Annotated in this window: 15 protein-coding genes; 3 read left to right on the top strand and 12 right to left on the bottom strand. The window is 70.5% G+C overall.

Features of this window, described 5'->3' with window-relative positions; genetic code table 11:
• The coding region (locus tag CHF15_RS41065) for a serine/threonine-protein kinase (protein ID WP_143681755.1) at window positions 1–677 on the bottom strand (677 nt) is incomplete at its 3' end.
• Between the two features lie 102 nt (window positions 678–779).
• A complete protein-coding gene (locus CHF15_RS41070; protein WP_089229055.1) occupies window positions 780–2,486 on the bottom strand; it encodes a glycerol-3-phosphate dehydrogenase/oxidase in 1,707 nt (568 codons plus the stop codon).
• A gap of 1,055 nt (window positions 2,487–3,541) precedes the next feature.
• On the opposite strand from CHF15_RS41070, the gene CHF15_RS41075 reads away from it, so the two are divergent.
• Window positions 3,542–4,777, top strand: coding sequence for a nucleotide sugar dehydrogenase (locus tag CHF15_RS41075; RefSeq protein ID WP_089229056.1), 1,236 nt, complete (start codon window positions 3,542–3,544; stop codon window positions 4,775–4,777).
• 33 nt (window positions 4,778–4,810) lie between these two features.
• On the opposite strand, the gene CHF15_RS41080 is transcribed toward CHF15_RS41075, so the two are convergent.
• The 9 genes from CHF15_RS41080 to CHF15_RS41120 form a co-directional block, all read right to left on the bottom strand.
• The gene (locus CHF15_RS41080; RefSeq protein ID WP_245939333.1) at window positions 4,811–6,886 is read right to left on the bottom strand and encodes an acyltransferase family protein; all 2,076 of its coding nucleotides are present in this window, start codon (window positions 6,884–6,886) and stop codon (window positions 4,811–4,813) included.
• A 49-nt stretch (window positions 6,887–6,935) separates the two neighbouring features.
• Window positions 6,936–8,036: a mannose-1-phosphate guanylyltransferase gene (gene manB / locus CHF15_RS41085; protein ID WP_089229057.1), complete on the bottom strand. Its 1,101-nt coding sequence runs from the start codon at window positions 8,034–8,036 to the stop codon at window positions 6,936–6,938.
• A gap of 16 nt (window positions 8,037–8,052) precedes the next feature.
• A complete protein-coding gene (locus tag CHF15_RS41090; RefSeq protein ID WP_089229058.1) occupies window positions 8,053–9,300 on the bottom strand; it encodes a glycoside hydrolase family 113 in 1,248 nt (415 codons plus the stop codon).
• Window positions 9,301–9,320: 20 nt separating this feature from the next.
• Window positions 9,321–10,832, bottom strand: coding sequence for a glycosyltransferase family 2 protein (locus CHF15_RS41095; protein ID WP_245939334.1), 1,512 nt, complete (start codon window positions 10,830–10,832; stop codon window positions 9,321–9,323).
• A 345-nt stretch (window positions 10,833–11,177) separates the two neighbouring features.
• Window positions 11,178–12,527: a glycoside hydrolase family 26 protein gene (locus CHF15_RS41100; RefSeq protein WP_089229059.1), complete on the bottom strand. Its 1,350-nt coding sequence runs from the start codon at window positions 12,525–12,527 to the stop codon at window positions 11,178–11,180.
• A gap of 107 nt (window positions 12,528–12,634) precedes the next feature.
• Window positions 12,635–13,756: a GuaB3 family IMP dehydrogenase-related protein gene (locus CHF15_RS41105; protein WP_089229060.1), complete on the bottom strand. Its 1,122-nt coding sequence runs from the start codon at window positions 13,754–13,756 to the stop codon at window positions 12,635–12,637.
• Between the two features lie 106 nt (window positions 13,757–13,862).
• The gene (gene guaB / locus CHF15_RS41110) at window positions 13,863–15,365 is read right to left on the bottom strand and encodes an IMP dehydrogenase (protein ID WP_089229061.1); all 1,503 of its coding nucleotides are present in this window, start codon (window positions 15,363–15,365) and stop codon (window positions 13,863–13,865) included.
• A 98-nt stretch (window positions 15,366–15,463) separates the two neighbouring features.
• Entirely contained in the window at window positions 15,464–16,078 is a 615-nt protein-coding gene (locus CHF15_RS41115) for a sigma-70 family RNA polymerase sigma factor (protein WP_322975722.1), read from the bottom strand.
• A gap of 261 nt (window positions 16,079–16,339) precedes the next feature.
• Window positions 16,340–16,951 (bottom strand): response regulator transcription factor, encoded by a 612-nt coding sequence (locus CHF15_RS41120; protein WP_003948568.1) that lies wholly within the window; start codon window positions 16,949–16,951, stop codon window positions 16,340–16,342.
• 470 nt (window positions 16,952–17,421) lie between these two features.
• Between CHF15_RS41120 and CHF15_RS41125 the strand changes: the two genes are divergently transcribed.
• Window positions 17,422–17,736, top strand: coding sequence for a WhiB family transcriptional regulator (locus CHF15_RS41125; protein ID WP_018562793.1), 315 nt, complete (start codon window positions 17,422–17,424; stop codon window positions 17,734–17,736).
• 68 nt (window positions 17,737–17,804) lie between these two features.
• On the opposite strand, the gene CHF15_RS41130 is transcribed toward CHF15_RS41125, so the two are convergent.
• Window positions 17,805–18,728, bottom strand: a complete 924-nt coding sequence (locus CHF15_RS41130) for a LysR family transcriptional regulator (RefSeq protein ID WP_089229063.1) — start codon at window positions 18,726–18,728, stop codon at window positions 17,805–17,807.
• A gap of 84 nt (window positions 18,729–18,812) precedes the next feature.
• On the opposite strand from CHF15_RS41130, the gene CHF15_RS41135 reads away from it, so the two are divergent.
• Window positions 18,813–19,868: an aminotransferase class V-fold PLP-dependent enzyme gene (locus tag CHF15_RS41135; protein WP_089229064.1), complete on the top strand. Its 1,056-nt coding sequence runs from the start codon at window positions 18,813–18,815 to the stop codon at window positions 19,866–19,868.
• The last annotated feature ends 20 nt before the right edge of the window (window positions 19,869–19,888 follow it).

A 19,888-nucleotide genomic window follows, 5' to 3' on the forward strand; every position in this document is an offset into this window, starting at 1 on the left:
TACGCCGTCTCGATCGCCGTGTCCCGACGAAACGGCGAACGCCCCTCCACCGCCTGGAACAACGTCGCCCCCAACGCCCACAGATCCGCCCCCGGCCCCGGCACACCACCGGTCAACCGCTCCGGAGCCAGAAAGTCGATCGACCCGATCAACTCACCCGTCCGCGTCAACGTCGACGTCCCCGAAGCCTGCGCGATCCCGAAATCCGTCAGCACCACCCGACCCGACTCCGACAACAGCACATTGCCCGGCTTCACATCCCGGTGCAGCACCCCCGCCGCGTGCGCCGCCCGCAACGCCGCCACCATCGCCCGCCCGATCCGCGCCGCCTCCCCCGGCCCCACCGGACCCCGCTCCTTCAGCAGATCACCCAGCGTCGTCGACGGCACGTACTCCATCACGATCACCGGCAGACCCTCGTCGTCGACCACGTCATGGACCACCACCACATTGGGATGACTGATCCGCGCCGCAGAACGCGCCTCCCGCCGGGTCCGCTCGAACAACGTCTCCAGCTCGTCGTCCTGCAGATGCGGCTGCGGCGGATGCAACCGCTTGACCGCCACCGCACGCCCCAGCAACTCGTCCTCGGCCCGCCACACCGTGCCCATGCCACCACGGCCGATCCGCTCCACCAGCCGGTACCTCCCGGCCACCAGGCGTCCGAGGTCGGACATCGCGCGCCCCTTCCTGCCACGTACGAGAAGGAACGATATCCGGCCGGGCCACGGAACCCGTCAAAGCCGTGGCCCACGCCTCACGCGGCGTACCGTCGGCGGCTACAGCGGGACGATGTCCGGGGCGCCCAGGCGGGCGGCGTCCGCGGTCTGGTCGTCGGGCTGGCGCTGGGACTCCCGCTCGGCCTCGACGCGCTTCTCGTAGTGCTCGACCTCCTTCTCGACCTGCTCCTTGTCCCAGCCCAGGACCGGCGCCATCAGCTCGGCGGCCTCACGGGCGCTGAGCGTGCCGCGGTCGAAGGTCTCGATGGAGATGCGGGTGCGCCGGGTGAGCACGTCGTCCAGGTGCCGCGCCCCCTCGTGCGAGGCGGCGTAGACGACCTCGGCGCGCAGGTAGTCGTCGGCCCCGGCCAGCGGGCGGCCCAGCGAGGGGTCGTCCTCGATCAGCTGCAGCAGTTCCTCGGAGAGCGACCCGTAGCGGTTGAGCAGGTGCTCGATCCGCGCCACGTGCAGACCGGTGCGCGCCGCGATCCGGGCCCGGGCGTTCCACAGGGCGTGGTAGCCCTCCGCGCCGGCCAGCGGGATCTCCTCGGTGACGCACTCCGCGACGCGGTGCGCCAGACCGTGCACGGCCGCGTCCACCGCGTCCTTGGCCATCACCCGGTACGTGGTGTACTTGCCGCCCGCCACCACCACCAGGCCCGGCACCGGGTGCGCCACGGTGTGCTCGCGCGACAGCTGGCTGGTGGCCTCCGACTCCCCCGCCAGCAACGGGCGCAGTCCCGCGTACACGCCTTCGACGTCGTCCCGCGTCAGCGGTACGGCGAGCACCGAGTTGACGTGTTCCAGCAGGTAGTCGATGTCGGCGCTGGAGGCCGCCGGGTGCGACTTGTCCAGGCTCCAGTCGGTGTCCGTCGTCCCGACGATCCAGTGGCGGCCCCACGGGATCACGAAGAGCACGCTCTTCTCGGTCCGCAGGATCAACCCCGTCGCGGAGTGGATCCGGTCCTTCGGCACGACCAGGTGTATCCCCTTGGACGCCCGCACGTGGAACTGCCCGCGCTCCCCGATCAGCGCCTGCGTGTCGTCCGTCCACACCCCGGTGGCGTTCACGATCTGCCGGGCGCGCACTTCGTAGACGCCCCCGGCCTCCACGTCCTCGACCCGGGCGCCCACCACGCGCTCGCCCTCGCGCAGGAACCCGATCACCCGGGCCCGGTTCGCGGCCAGCGCGCCGTAGGCGGAGGCCGTCCTGACCAGGGTCATCGTGTACCGGGCGTCGTCCATCTGCGCGTCGTAGTACTGCAGCGCCCCCACCAGGGCCTCCTTCCGCAGACACGGCGCCACGCGCAGCGCGCTCTTGCGGCTCAGGTGGCGGTGGTGCGGCAGACCGCGGCCGTGCCCGGAGGACAGCGCCATCGTGTCGTACAGCGTCACACCGGCGCCCGCGTAGAAGCGCTCCCAGAGGCGGTGCTGCAGCGGGTACAGGAACGGCACCGGCTTCACCAGGTGCGGCGCCAGGCGCTGGAGCAGCAGACCGCGCTCCTTGAGGGCCTCCCGGACCAGGGCGAAGTCCAGCATCTCCAGGTAGCGCAGTCCGCCGTGGATCAGCTTGCTCGACCGGCTCGACGTCCCGGACGCCCAGTCGCGGGCCTCCACGATGCCGGTCGCCAGCCCGCGCGTCGCGGCGTCCAGCGCCGTCCCGGCGCCCACGACGCCCGCGCCCACCACGAGTACGTCGAGTTCCTGTTCCGCCATCCGGGCGAGCGCGGAGGAACGCTCCGCCGGTCCCAGTGTCGCCGTCAGCATCCTGGCCTCCCGTCGTGACGCGGGGTCGCGCCTCAGCGCATTCCCCGTCCCCACGATCGTTACCCGTGTCGTGGCGCGCGGCACGTCGGCTTTCGCCGGGGCGGGGTGCGTTCTTGTGTGCCGGTCGGTGGTTGTGTGCGGGTGCGTCGTGGTTGCGGTTGGGGGATTCCCCGCCCGCCCTCCCTCCCCCAACCTTCGGCCGGGGGGACCCCCATCCGGCGCGGTCAGTGCGGGCCTCGCACCGTGTGCCTGGGTCGGTGCCGCGCCGGCGCACTCCCCCAGCCTTCGGCCGGGGGGACCCCCATGGGCGCACCCCGCCACACCCCCTCCCGTGGGTTCGGGCGCATGACGGCCGGAGGGGGGTGAGAAGGCGGTCCGGGGTTGCCGGACGCGCCTTACCGAACGCCCACACAATCCGGCTCAATGCCGGCACGTAGGCCGCGCCACCGGAGCGCGCGCCCTCGCTCGGCCTTCGGCCGCGGGACCCCCTGGTGAGGGCAGCTTCCAGCGGTGCGGGGAGTGGCGTCCCCCATCACCCCTCTCCCGCCGTTGTCGCCCAGCGAAACGGAGGGGGCGGGGTCGTAGGGGTGGGCGTTCTGGACGCTGACGTGTATTTGTTGTGCGGCACAGACGGCACAACAAGTACCGCCCGCCATGCACATAAATATGCGGTACAGAATGCCCAGCCCCGGAGGCCCCGCCCCCGGCCCACCACGAACCGCGCGAGGCCCGCACCAACCGCGCCGGGCAATCGGGAGGGCGGGCGGGGACAGCCCGCCGCAGGCGCAAACAAGCCGCACACAACCACCGGGCAGCCCGGCGCAGCCGCCCGCAGGCGCAACGCACCCGCACCCGCACCCGGGCCGCAAGGGGCACCCCCACCACGACGGCGCCGCACCAACGACCCGGGCCCCACAGAACGCGGCCCGAGGCGACGGAACCGCCCTCGGAGGGCCCCCCGCGTGGCGTGCAGTCATATCAGCTACCTGTCTGGTTAGCCTGATTTCGCGCCATTTGGGTACCAGGACGCCCCCCCGTCGCAGGAGAGGACCCCCATGCCCGCAGACCTCGCAGTCATCGGACTCGGCCACGCCGGCCTGCCCCTCGCGCAGGCGGCCAGCGCCGCCGGCCTCGGGGTGATCGGGTACGACCCGGACGAGCACGTGGTGGAGGCGATCAACGCCGGCAGCCGGGTGCCCTGCGGCGCGCTGGCCGCCGCCGACGTGCGGCGGATGCTCGCGGGGGGCTTCCGCGCGACCGCGGACACCGCCGCCCTGGGCCGGGCGCGGGCGGCCGTGCTGTGCGCGCCGACCCCGCTCGGGGAGCGCGGGGAGCCGGACCTGACGGCGCTGGCGGAGGCGGCCCGCGCGCTGGCCGGGCAACTGCGGCCGCACAGCACGGTGGTCCTGGAGTCGCCGGTGTACCCGGGCACGACGGAGGACTTCCTGCGTCCGCTGCTGGAGGCGGGGTCGGGACTGCGGGCCGGCCACGGCTTCCACCTGGCGTACGCCCCGGCGCGGCACCCCGGCACCCCGAAGGTGATCGGCGGGCTCACCCCCGCGTGCACGGAGGCCGCCGCCGTCTTCTACAGCCGGTTCACCGAGCGGATCGTCCGGGCGCGGGGCGTGCGCGAGGCGGAGGCCGTGCAGTTGCTGGAGACGAACCACCGGCACGTCAACATCGCGCTGGCCAACGAGATGGCCGTGTTCTGCCACGACATCGGCGTGGACGTCTGGGACGTCATCCGGTGCGCCGAGACCCGCCCCCACGGCTTCCAGGCCTTCCGCCCCGGCCCCGGGGTCGGGGGGCACACCATGCCGCTGGACCCCGGGCATCCGCCGTACCAGGGCCGGGTGCCCGGCCATCCGCTGCGTCTGGTCGAGTACGCCCAGGAGGTCAACGCCCGCATGCCGCGCTACGTGGTGCAGCGCGCCGCGGCCCTGCTGAACGAGCACGGCAAGTCGCTGCGCGGGGCGCGGGTGCTGCTGCTGGGCGTGACGTACAAGCCGGACCTGCCGGACCAGGAGCGCTCACCGGCCGGGGAGATCGGCGGCCGCCTGCTGGAGCTCGGGGCGCAGCTGAGCTACCACGACCCCTACGCCCCGGAGTGGCGCGTCCTGGACCGCCCGGTCCCCCGCGCCGACTCGCTGTGGGAGGCCGCGGCGCACGCCGACCTCACGGTGCTCCTCCAGCACCACCGCACGTACGACATGCAGGGCCTTTCCGCGAAGGCCCAGCTCATGCTGGACACCCGCGGCGCCACCCCGGTCGGCGCGGCCGCGCGGCTGTGAGCCTCGCGGCCCCCGATCGGTACGGGCAGTGGGTCAGCTCTCCAGGAACTTCTTGAAATAGGGCCTCAGGTACGGCTCCAAGGAAGTCGAGTAGGCCCCGGACATGTGGCTGTAGTCCCAGTAGACGACCTCGCCGCCGATCACCGCCGGGCAGTAGCCGTCGGCGCAGAACGCCGGGACCGTGTCAAGGACGTCGAACCCGTACTTCTCTGCCTCCTCGCGCTCCGCCTTGCGGAACTCGGGAAAGTCGAGCATGGCCGCGGATTTGGGAGAGCATGCGGCCACGCCATCAGAGTTCCGGGCGAGGCAGTCCGGGACGGCGAAGTTCGGGTGCGGGCTGTCGGTCATGTAGACGAGTTTGGCGCCGTTGGCCTGGAGCCGCTTGAACGTCTCGTCGGCGCCGGCCCGGGTGGTGGTCCACTGGACGCGGTTGGTGACCACGATGACGTCGGGGTGGAGTTCGTCGATCTTGTCCAGGGCCGTCTTCCGCCACGCGGTGCATTCGGTGTACTCCCGCCCGAGGTCCTCGCGGGTGATCTGGTACGCCTCGGGGGTGCAGCCGCTCTTGGTCACGGTGATGACCTTGACGTGCAGCTTCAGGCCGAGTTCGTTGAACGCGTTGCCCCACTGGAAGGCGTGCGAGTCGCCGAGCAGGACCATCGTCTTCTTGGCCGAGGTGTCGCCGGTGACGCAGTCTTCCTGCATGACGAACTCGGTGACGAGCAACTGGTCGATGCATCCGTGGTCGCCGCGATCGGTGGGCGTCTTCAGCAGCGTGTCCTGGCTGAGCACCGGATGATCGCGTTCCTTCACCGCCTGCTCGACGGACGCGGCGCCCTGGTAGCCCTTCGCCACGGCGCCGGCCGTGGTCTGCACCCCGATGTTGAGCGGCACCACACGCACGGCGAGCGTCATGACGACGGCGGCGGTGGCGGTCAGGGACAGCCCCATGAGGATGCCCCGCCACGGTATCTGGACCATCCGGACGTTCGCCTTGAAGCGCCGCTCGATGAGGTAGTGCATGCAGACGGCGAGGAGGAAGGAGATCACCGCCACCCGCCAGCGGTCGGAGTAGCCGAACTCCCGGTCGATGATCTCCGGGAACAGGATGAGCAGCGGCCAGTGCAGCAGGTACCAGCTGTAGCTGGCGTTGCCGATGAAGTCGAAGACCGGGTTGTCGAGGAGCTTTTCCGCACCGAGGCGGGGTGCGGCGCAGCCGCCGGCGATCACCAGCGCGGCGCCCACCACCGGTCCGGCCACCGCGTAGCCGGGCAGCGGGGTGTGCTCGTTGATGAGCAGCGCGGTCCCCACGGCGCCGAGGATGCCGACCCAGGAGAGGAACCCCGCGAACCACACGTTCATACGGGAGAGGAGCCTGGCGTTGAGAGCGACGAAGACGCCGAGGGCCAGCTCCCAGACACGGGTCTGGGTACCGAAGTAGGCGAGTGGCTGGTCGGACTTGGTCTGGGTGACCGACAGGTAGAGAGAGCCGGCGATGGCGGCGGCGAGGAAGAGCCCTATCAGGAAGCGGCTGCGGGTGAGCACCCGGCTGAGAAAGGCGACGACGACGAGCGCGATCGGCGCGACGACGTAGAACTGCTCCTCGATGCCGAGCGACCAGAAGTGCTGGTAGGGGGACTGGCTTCCGTCGTTGGCGAAGTAGTCGGTGCCGTTCTCGGCGAGTCGCCAGTTGATGAAGCTCAGGGAGGCGGCGAAGCCGTCCTTCATGTAGTCGCGGAAGGAGAACGGACCGGCGAAGAACCAGGCGAAGACGGCGGTGACCACGATGGTGAGCGAGGCACCGGGCGCGAGCCGGCGGAAGCGCCGCGCCCAGAACTTGCCCATCGAGACCTTGCCGGTCCGGCTGATCTCGCTGAGGAGCTGACTGCCGATGAGGAAGCCGCTCAGCACGAAGCTGATGTCGACGCCGCCATGGATGTCGATGATGCCGCAGTGCATCGCGACCACCATCATGATGGCGACGGCACGCAGACCCTGCAGGTCCGGGCGGTACTTGCGCAGGCGGTCCGTCTTCTCCGGCTGGGGCTCCGCCGATCGGTGCCGGGGCGGAAGCTGCGGGCTGACGGCCGTTGAGGCGTGGGTGGTCACGATTCTCCAGAAAATGCCCGGTGGGGCCCGCGGGGGCCGACCGGCTGCTTCAGTGGACCGTCGGGCAGGCGGCAGCCGTTCCGCTGACGCGCACCCCCTGGGCGGGAATGCGGATGCCGCACGACAGCCGCAGTTGGGCGGGCAATTCGTTCTGCGCGCCGATATGGGCGTGGCAGCCCACGACGACCTCGTGCAGGAACGATTCACTGCCGATCGAGGAGTCGTGGTCGACCACGGACTCGCGGATGCGGGCGCCTTCGGACACGGTCACGTTCGCGCCGATGATGGAGCGGTCGACGACCACGTGCGGACCGATGACGGCGTGCGGGCCGATCGTCGAGCCGCCCGTGACGAGGGCGGTCGGATCGACGGAGGCCGTCGGATGGATCAGTGCCTCGGCGGGACGCTCCACGAGGGGGGAGGTCGCCTTGCCGGTGACCAGGTCGGCCGAGCCGTGAACGAAGGCCAGCGGCGTACCGAGGTCGCGCCAGTAGTCATCCGTGGTGTGGCCGAACACGCGCCGTCCCTGCGCGACCAGCTGCGGGAAGATCTCCTGCTCGACCGACACCTCGCGATCGGCGGGAATGGTTTCCAGCACGGACCGGCCGAAGACATAGCAGCCGGCGTTGATCTGGTCGGTGACGCACTCCTCGGCCGTCTTCGGCTTCTCGAGGAAGGACAGAACCCGGCCGTCCTCGTCGGTGGGGACGAGGCCGAATGCGCGCGGGTCGGCGACGCGGGTGAGGTACAGAGTGACGTCCGCGTCCTTCTCCTCGTGCCGAGCCAGGAGGGCGCGCAGGTCGACGCCCGACAGGATGTCGCCGTTGAGGATGAGGACCGGTGGGTCGGCGGGGCCGCCCGACAGCAGGCGCGCGGCGTTGCGGATGGCCCCGCCGGTGCCGAGCGGGACGTCCTCGACGGCGTAGGAGATCCGCAGATCGCGGGAGAAGTCCTTGAACTCCTCCTCGAAGAGGCTGGCGAGGTACGAGGTGGCGAAGACCACGTGCTCGACCCCGGCGTCCATCAGCTTGGCGATCTGGTGCCGGATGAAGGACGAGCCCGCCACGTTGAGCAGCGGCTTCGGGGTGTGGTTCGTCAGCGGGCGCAGGCGGGTTCCCTTGCCGCCGACCAGGATGATGGCTTCTTGCATCACTGCCTCCGCTCGGTCAGCTGGTGGGGGCGGTACCGGGTCCCGCGTAGTCAGAGGTGAAGCAGGACTTGATGGCCTTCTCGGAGAGGGGGCGTCCGGCGAAGTCGAGCCGGGAAGCGACCTTGTCGTCGGGCTTGGTGTTCGGGTCGTCGTCGAACCAGAGCGACCACCAGTAGATGCCTTGCATCTTCCGTTCCTGCACGACCTGGCAGACGGCGTCGTACCATTTGGCCTGCACCTGGGGGTTGACGGCTCGCTTGACGTAGAAGTCGCCGGGGGCGTGGTAGGCGCCGTCCATGGCGCCGATGCCGGTCTCGGAGACGAGGATGTTCGGCAGCGGACCGGTGGCCTTCTTGTCCAGCCAGTCGTTCCAGCCCTTGACCAGGTCCCGGACCGGAGCGGTGTCCGGCACCTTGATGGGGAAGTAGGCGTCGACGCCGAGGTGGCTGACCGGCATGTTGATCCGGCGGGTGACGTAATTGTCCCAGTTGGCGTCGTAGGCGACCTCACCGGAGAAGTCCTTCTCGGCGTAGGTGACCAGGCTGTCCCAGCCCACGTCGCCTTCCAGGGAGTTCAGCTCGGTACCGATCACGAAGGTGTCCGCCTTCGTGTCCTGGGCGACCTTGAGGTACGGGGCGATGAACTGCTTGTACGAGGCGAACCAGGCGGAGCGCGAGTCGGGCTCGATGTTTCCGCGCCAGCCGTTCGACTGCTCCAGGGAGCCTTCGTCCAGGATCGGGCGGACGGTGGTGCGGAACCCGGCGTCCTTGAAGATCTTCAGCACGCGCTCGAGACGTTCCGGGGACGGGGTCTTGGCGCCGGCCGAGAGCTTGTTGGACGTGGCGTTCTCGATGAAGAACGGGAACGAGACCGACACCGAGTTCGCGCCCAGGCCGATGAGGTACTTCGCCTGCTTGCCGGCCTGTGCCTCGATGAACGTGCCGGATCGTTTCTGCTTCTCCTCCTCCCAGTAGATCTGCACGCCCCACTGCGCCATGCCCTTCTTCCAGGGCTTGGCGACCTGGAGGGCCTCGGCGGGGGAAGCCGGAGAATCCGAGGGAGAAGACGGAGAGGACGCCGACGGTGTATCGGCGGCGCCGCCCTTCGGAGTGTCGGAGTCCCCGGCGTCGCCTACGGCGATCTTGGGGATCGCCGAGCCTGACTCCCAGCGAACCGGATGGTCGCCGAGGACGAAAGGGGTGCCCAGCACGAGGCTGAGGACGCTCACCGGAAAGATGGCGAGCAGGGGAAGGCGCGAGCGCATGTCAGTTGTCTTCCGGGCGGTCAGACGGGCTTGGCGATGACGACGAACTTGTTCTCTTCGCGCCGGACGAACCTCAGGAAGCCCTTGAAGCCGCCGAGTCCCTCCATCACGGAGAAGACCGGGATGAGAGCGACCACGACGATCGGCTCCCACCACTTGCGCCGGCCGCTGGTCGACGCGACCGCGTTCAGCCGCAGACCTTCCCAGTAGGTCCAGATGACATAGGCGAAGTTGAGGGCCCAGAGGATGACCACGGACTGGGTCACGGGCGAGGTGTTCATGTCATTGATGAGCCAGCCGAAAAGCAGCACGGCTCCGATGTGCTGGAGCGGGCCGAGGATCCAGGTCGCCACACAGATGGCAAGAAACCACCGGTAGCGGAGAGGAATCGTCCGGTTGAAGCACAGTGCGACCAGACCCCAGGCCCACCGGTCGCGCTGCTTCACGAAATCCTTGGCGGTGGCGGGAGATGCGCCATAACAACGGCCGTTGAACCAGTCGCTACGCCCCGGATAAAGGCGGCAGAACGTGAGGGCGAGTTGCGCGTCCTCGACAATCGCCTTCGGGCCGAAGTCCCAGCCGATCGTGGCCTCGATCGAGGCCCGCAGAACGAGGAGTTCACCGTGCACACCGGCCACCGGGGTTCCCATTCCGGTGAGTGCCCGGAACCGCGCGATGTCGTCGGCCGGCCGAACGGCGTCGGCAAGCCAGGTGAACATGTTGACCGCGCTTTCCCGCGGATAGGTGAGGATTCCCTGGGCCATGTGCTTGGCTTCGTCGGGCCCGGCGCGCCGCTGGCGGTTGATGAACTGCGCGAGCGCCGCCGAGGTGTCGGGGCCGACCCCGGTGTCATCGTCCATGTGCAGCACCCACACATCGTCGAGTGCCTCACCCTCGGCGATGCGCAGCTCGTGCGCGTAGTGGTTGGCACGCGCCTTGAAGCGGGTGCCGTTGGCCGTGGCGTACGCCTTGGGCACCGTGACGACACGGATCAGCGGGTGGACGGTGGCCAGCCGGTCGATGTCCGCCGCGGCCTCGCAGCCCTCTTCGGTGAGGACGTCCACGCGCATGTACGGGAACCATTCCGGCAGGTGCTCGACGTACGAGAGCACGGAGCGCTCAAGCGCCGGATACGTGTCGTGGCGCCCGATGGTCGGCACCAGCACGATGAGGAAGTCCTGCTCGACAGGGGCGGGCGGCACCATGTTGACGCTGCGCTTGATCCTCCGCCGGATGAGCCACGCGCCCTGGATACCCACGAGCACGCCCACGACGGGCAGCGACCAGACGATGCTCAGCGCCCAACTGAGCGGGGTCCGGCTGGGCGAGTACGACCACAGACCGAAAGCCAGCAGCAGCGTGAAGGGGATCAGGAACGGCAGGATCCCCGGCTTCCAAGCGGCGGTGCGTTGTGCCAACTTGGCGTTGTGGCGCGAGTGCGGCACAACCCCATCGACCTGTGTGACGGCCATGGCGACTGTTGAACTCCCCTGAAGATGACAATGCGTTGAGGCAGCGAAAACCCCGGTCATGGCACGGCTGGGCGTACCACGACAACGTCCCGAGCCCCCACCCCTCAAACGACTTTCGGACGTTTAGCCAGTGGCGGTCAGATGCCCCCCAGGCATCGAAACTACTGACCGAACAGGAGCACGATCCTCGCACGCGTGCACCATGCAAGGGAATCCCATGGAGAACTTGTGTTCAAAAGTTAACCGTACGATACACGTGACGCTCGAGAGGCGAGCTCGGTGACCTGGCCTTTTGGGCCTCCGCTGATCGAATTCCCCGGGTCGTGAGAACTTTCACGCCATCTCCGTACAACCCTTTCAGGTTGTCGCTGTACGGCTCATCGCACATGAGCGCCGTGCGCTCGATCAGCGATCAAGCGAGGACTTGTGCAGTGATCCCCAGTCGAAACGTCCGCCTTGTGCCGAAGTGCCGCCGGTGAGAATGGCCGACGCGTAGTAGGTCCGCTGCACATCCGATGGCGAGTTGTGCTTCGTCAGTCCGCTGCCCCATACGCTCCAGATCACCCATGGCGCCGCCGTGAGCGTGGCGGGCTGCGCGGCGGAGAGCGGGACGTGGAAGGATTCCGCCATCATGCGCGGTTTGTCGTAGCGCGCCAGCCCCCGGTACCAGATCTGCGTCCACGGTTCCCCCCGGAACGGCCGCTCCGGCGTGTCGCTGTAGTCGTCGACTCCCACCACGTCGACGTATTCACTGCCCGGGTAGTACGCCCAGGGATCGGTGCCGTGCTTCCCATCCCAGGGACTGGGCGCCCAGACGAAGATCAGGTTGTGCAGGCCTCGGGTGCCGACGAGGTAGTCGTACATCGTCTGCCACAGTTTCCTGTACAACTCGGGGCGCTGGCCGGCCCACCAGAATCCGCCGGCGCAGTCACGCGCGTTCATCTCGTGGTACGGCCGCAGCAGCACCGGTACATCACGAGCAGCGAGGTAGGACAGGTGGTCGGCGAGGAAGGACAGGTCGACCAGCAGATCATGCTGCTCGGCCGTGCCGGGCGTCACCACCCGGGCAAACCATTTCGGGTCGTGGGCTGCGGGTGAGTTGCGGCACAACGTGTGGGTGAAGCCCTTCACCGGGCTGCCCGGATAGGGCTCGTGGAACGACATACCGGCGATGCCCGCCGGGCCACCACCGTTGCCCGGCAGTGTCACCGTGGCGCCGTCGGAGCAGTCCCGGCGGGGGGCGGAAGCGGAGCCCATCCCCTCCCACACGCCGGCGGCCAGGTCCACGGCGTCGTTGGTGTAGCCCCAGTACGGGCGGCAACTCGGCCACGCGGCCGAGTAGGGGCGCGGCTCACCGACACCCCAGGACGACTGCTGGTATCCGGGCCCCAGGTCCACCTCCAGGAAACCTGGGAACCGCCCGGTGATGTCGGCGGGTTTGCGGTAGTAGTAGCCAGGCGGCTTGCGGCCCGGGTAGTCGCCGTAGGTGGCGTTGTAGCGTTCGTTCTGCAGCTCATCGTGCTGGCCGATGACGGTGTGGGTGGGCCGGCCGGCGCGGGCGTCGTTCTCCAGCCCGGCGAGCATCGTGTACACCGCGCGAGCCGACGAGGACGCCTGGGGGTCCCGGACTCGCACATCCGTCACGATCTGCCGCGCAGCGACTGCGCCCATCTGCGCCGAGTCCGGCCCGATCAGTGGCAGCAGTACCCCCAGTACCACGCCGAACAGGGCGTATCGAATCCACCCCTTGCGCATCAGGAAAAGTCCCCCAGGCAGTGCGGGGCCGTCACCGAGGCGCCGGCCCGCTCGATTTTCGGCGCGCGCCGGCGCCACTGTTCACGCTGCGGGCACGTGCCGCGCGGTCAGCGGTGGTGCGTCGGCGACACCGTGACCTCGACCCGCTGGAACTCCTTCAGCTCGGAGTAGCCGGTCGTGGCCATCGCGCGCCGCAGCGCGCCGAAGAAGTTCATGGAGCCGTCGGGCGCCTGCGAGGGGCCGAGCAGGATCTGCTCGGTCGTGCCGGCGGTGCCCAGGTTCATGCGCTTGCCGCGCGGCAGCTCCTCGTGGGTGGCCTCCATGCCCCAGTGGAAGCCGCGGCCGGGCGCGTCGGTGGCGCGGGCCAGCGGGGAGCCCATCATCACCGAGTCGGCGCCGCAGGCGATCGCCTTGGGCAGGTCGCCGCTGGAGCCGAAGCCGCCGTCGGCGATGACGTGCACATAGCGGCCGCCGGACTCGTCCATGTAGTCGCGCCGGGCCGCGGCCACGTCGGCGACCGCGGTCGCCATCGGCACCTGGATGCCGAGGACGTTGCGGGTGGTGTGGGCGGCGCCGCCGCCGAAGCCGACGAGGACGCCCGCGGCGCCGGTGCGCATCAGGTGCAGCGCGGCGGTGTAGGTGGCGCAGCCTCCGACGATGACCGGGACGTCGAGCTCGTAGATGAACTGCTTCAGGTTGAGCGGCTCGTGGGAGCCCGACACGTGCTCGGCGGAGACCGTCGTGCCGCGGATGACGAAGATGTCCACGCCCGCGTCGACCACGGCCTTGGAGAACTGCGCGGTGCGCTGCGGGGAGAGCGCGGCGGCCGTGACCACACCGGCGTCGCGCACCTCCTTGATGCGCTGCCCGATCAGCTCCTCCTTGATCGGCGCCGCGTAGAGCTCCTGCAGGCGCCGGGTGACGGAGGCGTCGTCCAGCTCGGCGATCTCGGCGAGCAGCGGCTCGGGGTCCTCGTAGCGGGTCCACAGGCCCTCGAGGTTGAGCACGCCGAGGCCGCCGAGGTTGCCGATGCGGATCGCGGTCTCCGGGGATACCACGGAGTCCATCGGGGCCGCGAGGAAGGGCAGCTCGAAGCGGTAGGCGTCGATCTGCCAGGCGATCGAGACCTCCTTGGGGTCCCGCGTACGGCGGCTCGGGACGACGGCGATGTCGTCGAATGCGTATGCCCTGCGGCCGCGCTTGCCCCGCCCGATCTCGATCTCAGTCACTTCGCTATGCCTTTCCTTCGTGGCCTGCCCGTCCAGTATCCCAGGCAGGGCAGCCGGAAGCCCGCGGCCGTGCGGGCCGCGGGCTCCGGATCGTCCGCTCGTACCGTCAGCGCCCGTGGTAGTTCGGCGCCTCGGTGGTCATCTGGATGTCGTGCGGGTGGCTCTCCTTGAGACCGGCCGCGGTGATCCGCACGAAGCGGCCCTTCTCCTTGAGCTCGGGGATCGTCGCGGAGCCGACGTAGCCCATGGAGGAGCGCAGGCCGCCGATGAGCTGGTGGGCCACCGCGGAGAGCGGGCCGCGGTAGGGCACCTGGCCCTCGATGCCCTCGGGGACGAGCTTGTCCTCGGAGAGCACGTTGTCCTGGAAGTAGCGGTCCTTGGAGTACGACTGGGCCTGCCCGCGCGACTGCATCGCGCCGAGCGAACCCATGCCGCGGTACGACTTGAACTGCTTGCCGTTGATGAAGAGCAGCTCGCCCGGCGACTCCTCGCAGCCCGCGAGGAGGCTGCCCAGCATGACGGTGTCCGCGCCGGCCGCGATGGCTTTGGCGATGTCGCCGGAGTACTGCAGGCCGCCGTCGCCGATGAGCGGGACGCCGGCCGGGCCGGCCGCCAGGGAGGCCTCGTAGATCGCCGTCACCTGGGGCGCGCCGACGCCGGCGACCACGCGGGTGGTGCAGATGGAGCCGGGGCCGACACCGACCTTGATGCCGTCGGCGCCCGCGTCGATCAGCGCCTGGGCGCCGTCACGGGTGGCGACGTTGCCGGCCACCACGTCGATCCTGATGTTGGCCTTGACCTTGGCGACCATGTCGAGGATGCCGCGGCTGTGGCCGTGCGCGCTGTCGATGACCAGGAAGTCGGCACCGGCCTCGACCAGCCGCTGGGCGCGGACGAAGGACTCGTCGCCGACGCCCACCGCGGCGCCGACCAGCAGCCTGCCCTCGGCGTCCTTGGCGGCGTTGGGGTACTTCTCGGCCTTCACGAAGTCCTTGACCGTGATCAGGCCCTTGAGGCGGCCCTCGTCGTCGACGAGCGGCAGCTTCTCGATCTTGTGCTTGCGCAGCAGGTCCATCGCCTCGACGCCGGAGATGCCGACCTTGCCGGTGACCAGCGGCATCGGCGTCATGACCTCGCGGACCTGCTGGGAGCGGTCGCTCTCGAAGGCCATGTCGCGGTTGGTCACGATGCCCAGCAGCCGGCCGGAGGCGTCGGTGACGGGGACGCCGCTGATGCGGAACTTGCCGCACAGGGCGTCGGCCTCGGCGAGGGTGGCGTCGGGGTGGACGGTGATCGGGTCGGTCACCATGCCGGACTCGGACCGCTTCACCAGGTCGACCTGGTTGACCTGGTCCTCGACGGACAGGTTGCGGTGGAGCACGCCCACACCGCCCTGGCGGGCCATCGCGATGGCCATCCGCGCCTCGGTGACCTTGTCCATCGCCGCCGACAGCAGCGGGATGTTCACGCTGACGTTCCGGGAGACCTTCGAGCGGGTGTCGACCTGGTTCGGCACGACGTCCGACGCACCTGGGAGCAGCAGCACATCGTCGTAGGTGAGTCCGAGCAGCCCGAACTTGTCGGCTACTCCGTCGGCGTTCAGCGTCATGACACCTTCCCCATGGTCTTGCCCGGCGAGATGTTCAATGCTAATGGCTCCCGCGGGAAACCAATTCCGCCCCCGGGGCGGGGCCGGGCAGGGGTGGACTAGGCGCTCAACCCGGGGGCGCCCGCGGCCGCTTCCTCCGCCAGCGCCCGCAGCCGGGACAGCGCGCGGTGCTGGGCGACCCGGACGGCGCCCGGCGACATGCCGAGCACCTGACCGGTCTCCTCCGCGGTGAGGCCCACGGCGACGCGGAGCAGCACCAGCTCCCGCTGGTGCTCCGGGAGGTTGGCGAGCAGCTTCTTCGCCCACTCCGCGTCGCTGCTGAGCAGCGCCCGCTCCTCGGGCCCGAGCGAGTCGTCCGGCTGCTCGGGCATCTCGTCGGAGGGCACGGCCGTCGAGCCCGGACCGCGCATGGCGGCCCGCTGGAGGTCGGCGACCTTGTGTGCCGCGATGCCGAAGACGAAGGCCTCGAAGGGCCGGCCCTGGTCCCGGTAGCGGGGCAGGGCGCACAGCACCGCGAGGCAGACCTCCTGGGCGAGGTCCTCCACGAAGTGGCGCGCGTCACCCGGCAGCCGCGACAGCCTGGTACGGCAGTAGCGCTGGGCGAGTGGGTGCACATGGGCGAGCAGATCGTGCGTCGCCTGCTCGTCGCCTTCCACGGCTCGACGTACGAGTGCCCCTATGGCTGTCTCATTGCCGGTGGCCTCGTCGCGCATCCGTCCATAGTGCATCGCCGCGGGCCGCTCCGTGGGCTCACACCCGTGGTTGTGCTCCGAAGCGTTATGCGGAGTGCCGTGCGGAGCGTTCCGAGGGGCCGCACCGGCCGTAGTCATGTCATGCACCCGCCGCCCCGCCCGACCGTTTCCCCGAGAGTCCATACCTCAAGCATGCGCCCTCGGCGCGGAAACCGGTACGAGCGGGGCAGCCGCACAGCCGCCCCACAGCTCATCGGCCCCTCAGCCCTCAAAGCCGCTGCCTCAGCGCACCAGGCCCCAGCGGAAGCCGAGCGCCACCGCGTGGGCCCGGTCCGAGGCGCCGAGCTTCTTGAAGAGGCGTCGCGCGTGCGTCTTGACGGTGTCCTCGGAGAGGAAGAGCTCGCGGCCGATCTCGGCGTTGGAGCGGCCGTGGCTCATGCCCTCCAGCACCTGGATCTCGCGGGCGGTCAGGGTCGGGGCGGCGCCCATCTCGGCCGAGCGCAGCCGGCGCGGGGCGAGCCGCCAGGTCGGGTCGGCCAGCGCCTGGGTGACCGTGGCCCGCAACTCGGCGCGCGAGGCGTCCTTGTGCAGGTATCCGCGGGCACCGGCGGCGACCGCGAGGGCCACGCCGTCCAGGTCCTCGGCGACGGTGAGCATGATGATGCGGGCGCCGGGGTCGGCGGACAGCAGCCGCCGTACGGTCTCGACGCCGCCGAGGCCGGGCATCCGGACGTCCATGAGGATGAGGTCCGAGCGGTCGGCGCCCCAGCGGCGGAGGACTTCCTCGCCGTTGGCCGCGGTCGTCACACGCTCCACGCCGGGCACGGTCGCAACCGCGCGGCGCAGGGCCTCTCGGGCAAGCGGGGAGTCGTCGCAGACGAGAACGGAAGTCATGACCGTCCTCCGCAGCTGATCCGCGTCACGTTGAGCCTCCAGGCTGTACGAATCGTTCACCGGTGGGGATGACGGCCTCGGGCGCCTGCCCGATTAGTTCGACCGCCAACCACTTCCGCACCTTCAACGACCCTCACTCGAAAGAGTTACGGAGTTTGGCGGGCGACTCCCGCACTCTCCGTGCCCGGACCGACACGGATCAGCAACGTCGCAGGTCGCAGCCGTTCACCGAGCCCCAGAAAGCGGCACAACGGGCGCCCGCTTGCAGCACAGGGCAGCCGCCGACCGGGGGGCAATGTCAGATTTTGCCTGTTTGGAGGCTTTTTACCCGCATGGCGGGAGTTCGTTGGCGATTTTGTGATGAATCATATTTACATCTACTTCGACAGTAGATGTACCGTCGACAGCACCTTCCCAGAGCTTCGCGCCTGGACGGTGTCCCTGCAGCCCACCTCTCGAGGAGATGAGCAATGGCAGACTTCTCCCGCCTCCCGGGCCCGAACGCCGACCTCTGGGACTGGCAGCTGGTCGCCGCCTGCCGCGGCGTCGACAGCTCCCTGTTCTTCCACCCCGAGGGAGAGCGCGGTGCCGCCCGGAGCGCGCGTGAGGCGGCGGCCAAGGAGGTGTGCATGCGCTGCCCCGTCCGCGCCGAGTGCGCGACGCACGCTCTGACGGTCCGCGAGCCCTACGGGGTCTGGGGCGGACTCACCGAGGACGAGCGCGAGGAGATGATGGGCCGGTCCCGCAACCGGGTCATGAGCTCGCACGCCACCGGCGGTCACTGACGCACCGGACGTCAACCGACGAGGAAACGTTTCACCACAAGCGGCCGGGTACCCGCGGTGCCGGGGACTCAGACCGTCGACGGGTCGCGCAGAGCGGCCAGCCGCAGCCGGCCCAGCATCATGTCCACGGCCGGCACCTGGGCCAGGTCGGGCAGCGTCAGCGCCGCCACCTCGCGGCGTACGGACGGGCGCAGTTCGCGCACGGCCACCCCGCGCAGCCGCACCGCCTCCAGCGCGAGGCCGGGCTGCGCCGAGACACCCATTCCCGACGCCACCAGGCCGACGGCCGCCGGGTAGTCGTCCGTGGCGAAGTCGATGCGCGGCTCGAAACCCTCCCGCCCGCACAGCTCGACCAGGTGCCGGCGGCAGTACGTGCAGCCCGCGATCCACGCCTCGTCCGCGAGGTCGGACAGCCGCACGGGCCCGCCGGCGCGCGCCAGCGCGTGCCCGGCCGGGAGCACCGCGAAGAGCCGGTCGGCCAGCAACGGCCGCACCAGGAACCCCTCCCACGCGGCCGCGTCCTCCCCGCCGGCGTCGTCCTCGTAGCGGTAGACCAGCGCCAGTTCGCACTCCCCGGCGCGCAGCATCTCCACCGCGCGCGGCGGCTGCGCCTCGGCCAGCGTGATCCCTACGTCCGGGTGCGCGGCGCGCATCGCGGCCAGCGCGGTGGGCACCAGGGACGGGCCCGCGCTCGGGAACGACACCATCCGCACCCGCCCGGCCCGCAGGCCCCCGATGGCCGCGACCTCCTCCTCGGCGGCGGCCAGCCCCGCGAGGATGCCGCTCGCGTGCCGGGCCAATGCCTCGCCCGCCTCGGTCAGCCGGGTCGTCCGCCCGCCGCGGACCAGCAGCGGGGTGCCCGCGGCGAGTTCCAGCGCCTTCATCTGCTGGCTGACCGCGGGCTGGGTGCAGCCCAGCTCCCGCGCGGCGCCCGACAGCGAGCCGGTGCGGGCGACGGCGCGCAGCACACGAAGGTGGCGGGCCTCGAACACGCTCCGAGCATAAGGGTTCCTTGGGGGTCGCGTTCGGTGATCGATGGTGGACTTGGGGCAGTCCTGGGCGCAGGCTGAGGAACCATGGACATCACCGGGGAATTCGCGCTGGACGCCGGGATCAGCTACCTCAACACCGCCTCGTCGGGCATCGGCCCGCTCCGCTCCGTCGAGGCCCTGCGCACCGCCGTGGCCGCCTGGTCCGACGGCACCGACAACTGGGTGCGCGACGAGCGCGCCCTGGACGCCGCCCGCGCCGCCTACGCCCGCCTCACCGGGGTCGCCGCCGACCGCGTCGCGGTCGGCTCCTCGGTCACCACACACGTCGGCATGATCGCCGCGGCGCTCCCCGCCGGAGCCGAAGTGGTGCTGGCCGACGGTGACTTCAGCTCGCTGGTCAACCCCTTCGCCTCCCGCGCCGACGTCACAGTGCGCACCGTGCCCCTGGAGGGCGTCGCCGACGCCGTACGTCCCGCCACCGACCTCGTCGCGGTCAGCGCGGTGCAGTCCGCGGACGGCCGGGTCGCCGACCTCGCGGCGGTCCGCGAGGCCGCGGCCCGGCACGGCGCGCGCGTGCTCGTCGACGCCACGCAGGCGGTCGGCTGGCTGCCGCTGCGCGCGGACGGCCTCGACTACGTCGTGTGCGGCGGCTACAAGTGGCTGCTCGCCCCGCGCGGGGTGTCCTTCCTGACCGTGCGCGAGGGCGCCGAGGACGGGCTGTCGGCGCAGTTCGCCGGTTGGTACGCGGCCGAGGACCCGTGGGGCGACTGCTACGGGCCGGTCGCGCACCTCGCACGGTCCGCCCGGCGGTTCGACGTGATGCCGCCGCTGCTGCCGTACCTGGCCGGGGCGGCCTCGCTGGCACTGGTCGAGGAGCTGGGCGTCGACGCCATCGGCGCCCACGACGTCGCGCTGGCCGAGCGCTTCCGGGCCGGTCTGCTGCGGCTCGGCCACAAGCCCGTGCCGTCCGGCGCGGCCGCCTCGGCGATCGTGGCCGTCCCGGGGCTGGGCGACGCGGCGGAGCGGCTGGCCGCCGCCGGCATCCGGGTCTCGGCCCGCGCGGGGAACCTGCGGGCGGCCTTCCACCTGTACAACACCGAGGCGGACGTGGACCGGCTGCTGCGCGTGCTCGCGAGCTGAGGATCCACGGGCCCCGGCAG

It is taken from the genome of Actinacidiphila glaucinigra, from assembly GCF_900188405.1.
In the GTDB taxonomy this organism is placed as follows: domain Bacteria; phylum Actinomycetota; class Actinomycetes; order Streptomycetales; family Streptomycetaceae; genus Actinacidiphila; species Actinacidiphila glaucinigra.

What these genes read in the sequence shown, in the direction of transcription:
- CHF15_RS41070 (WP_089229055.1), bottom strand. Translation starts at nt 2,486, where the DNA reads ATGCTGACGGCGACACTGGGACCGGCGGAGCGTTCCTCCGCGCTCGCC.
- CHF15_RS41075 (WP_089229056.1), top strand. Translation starts at nt 3,542, where the DNA reads ATGCCCGCAGACCTCGCAGTCATCGGACTCGGCCACGCCGGCCTGCCC.
- manB (WP_089229057.1), bottom strand. Translation starts at nt 8,036, where the DNA reads ATGCAAGAAGCCATCATCCTGGTCGGCGGCAAGGGAACCCGCCTGCGC.
- CHF15_RS41090 (WP_089229058.1), bottom strand. Translation starts at nt 9,300, where the DNA reads ATGCGCTCGCGCCTTCCCCTGCTCGCCATCTTTCCGGTGAGCGTCCTC.
- CHF15_RS41095 (WP_245939334.1), bottom strand. Translation starts at nt 10,832, where the DNA reads ATGACCGGGGTTTTCGCTGCCTCAACGCATTGTCATCTTCAGGGGAGT.
- CHF15_RS41100 (WP_089229059.1), bottom strand. Translation starts at nt 12,527, where the DNA reads ATGCGCAAGGGGTGGATTCGATACGCCCTGTTCGGCGTGGTACTGGGG.
- guaB (WP_089229061.1), bottom strand. Translation starts at nt 15,365, where the DNA reads ATGACGCTGAACGCCGACGGAGTAGCCGACAAGTTCGGGCTGCTCGGA.
- CHF15_RS41115 (WP_322975722.1), bottom strand. Translation starts at nt 16,078, where the DNA reads ATGCGCGACGAGGCCACCGGCAATGAGACAGCCATAGGGGCACTCGTA.
- CHF15_RS41120 (WP_003948568.1), bottom strand. Translation starts at nt 16,951, where the DNA reads ATGACTTCCGTTCTCGTCTGCGACGACTCCCCGCTTGCCCGAGAGGCC.
- CHF15_RS41125 (WP_018562793.1), top strand. Translation starts at nt 17,422, where the DNA reads ATGGCAGACTTCTCCCGCCTCCCGGGCCCGAACGCCGACCTCTGGGAC.
- CHF15_RS41135 (WP_089229064.1), top strand. Translation starts at nt 18,813, where the DNA reads ATGGACATCACCGGGGAATTCGCGCTGGACGCCGGGATCAGCTACCTC.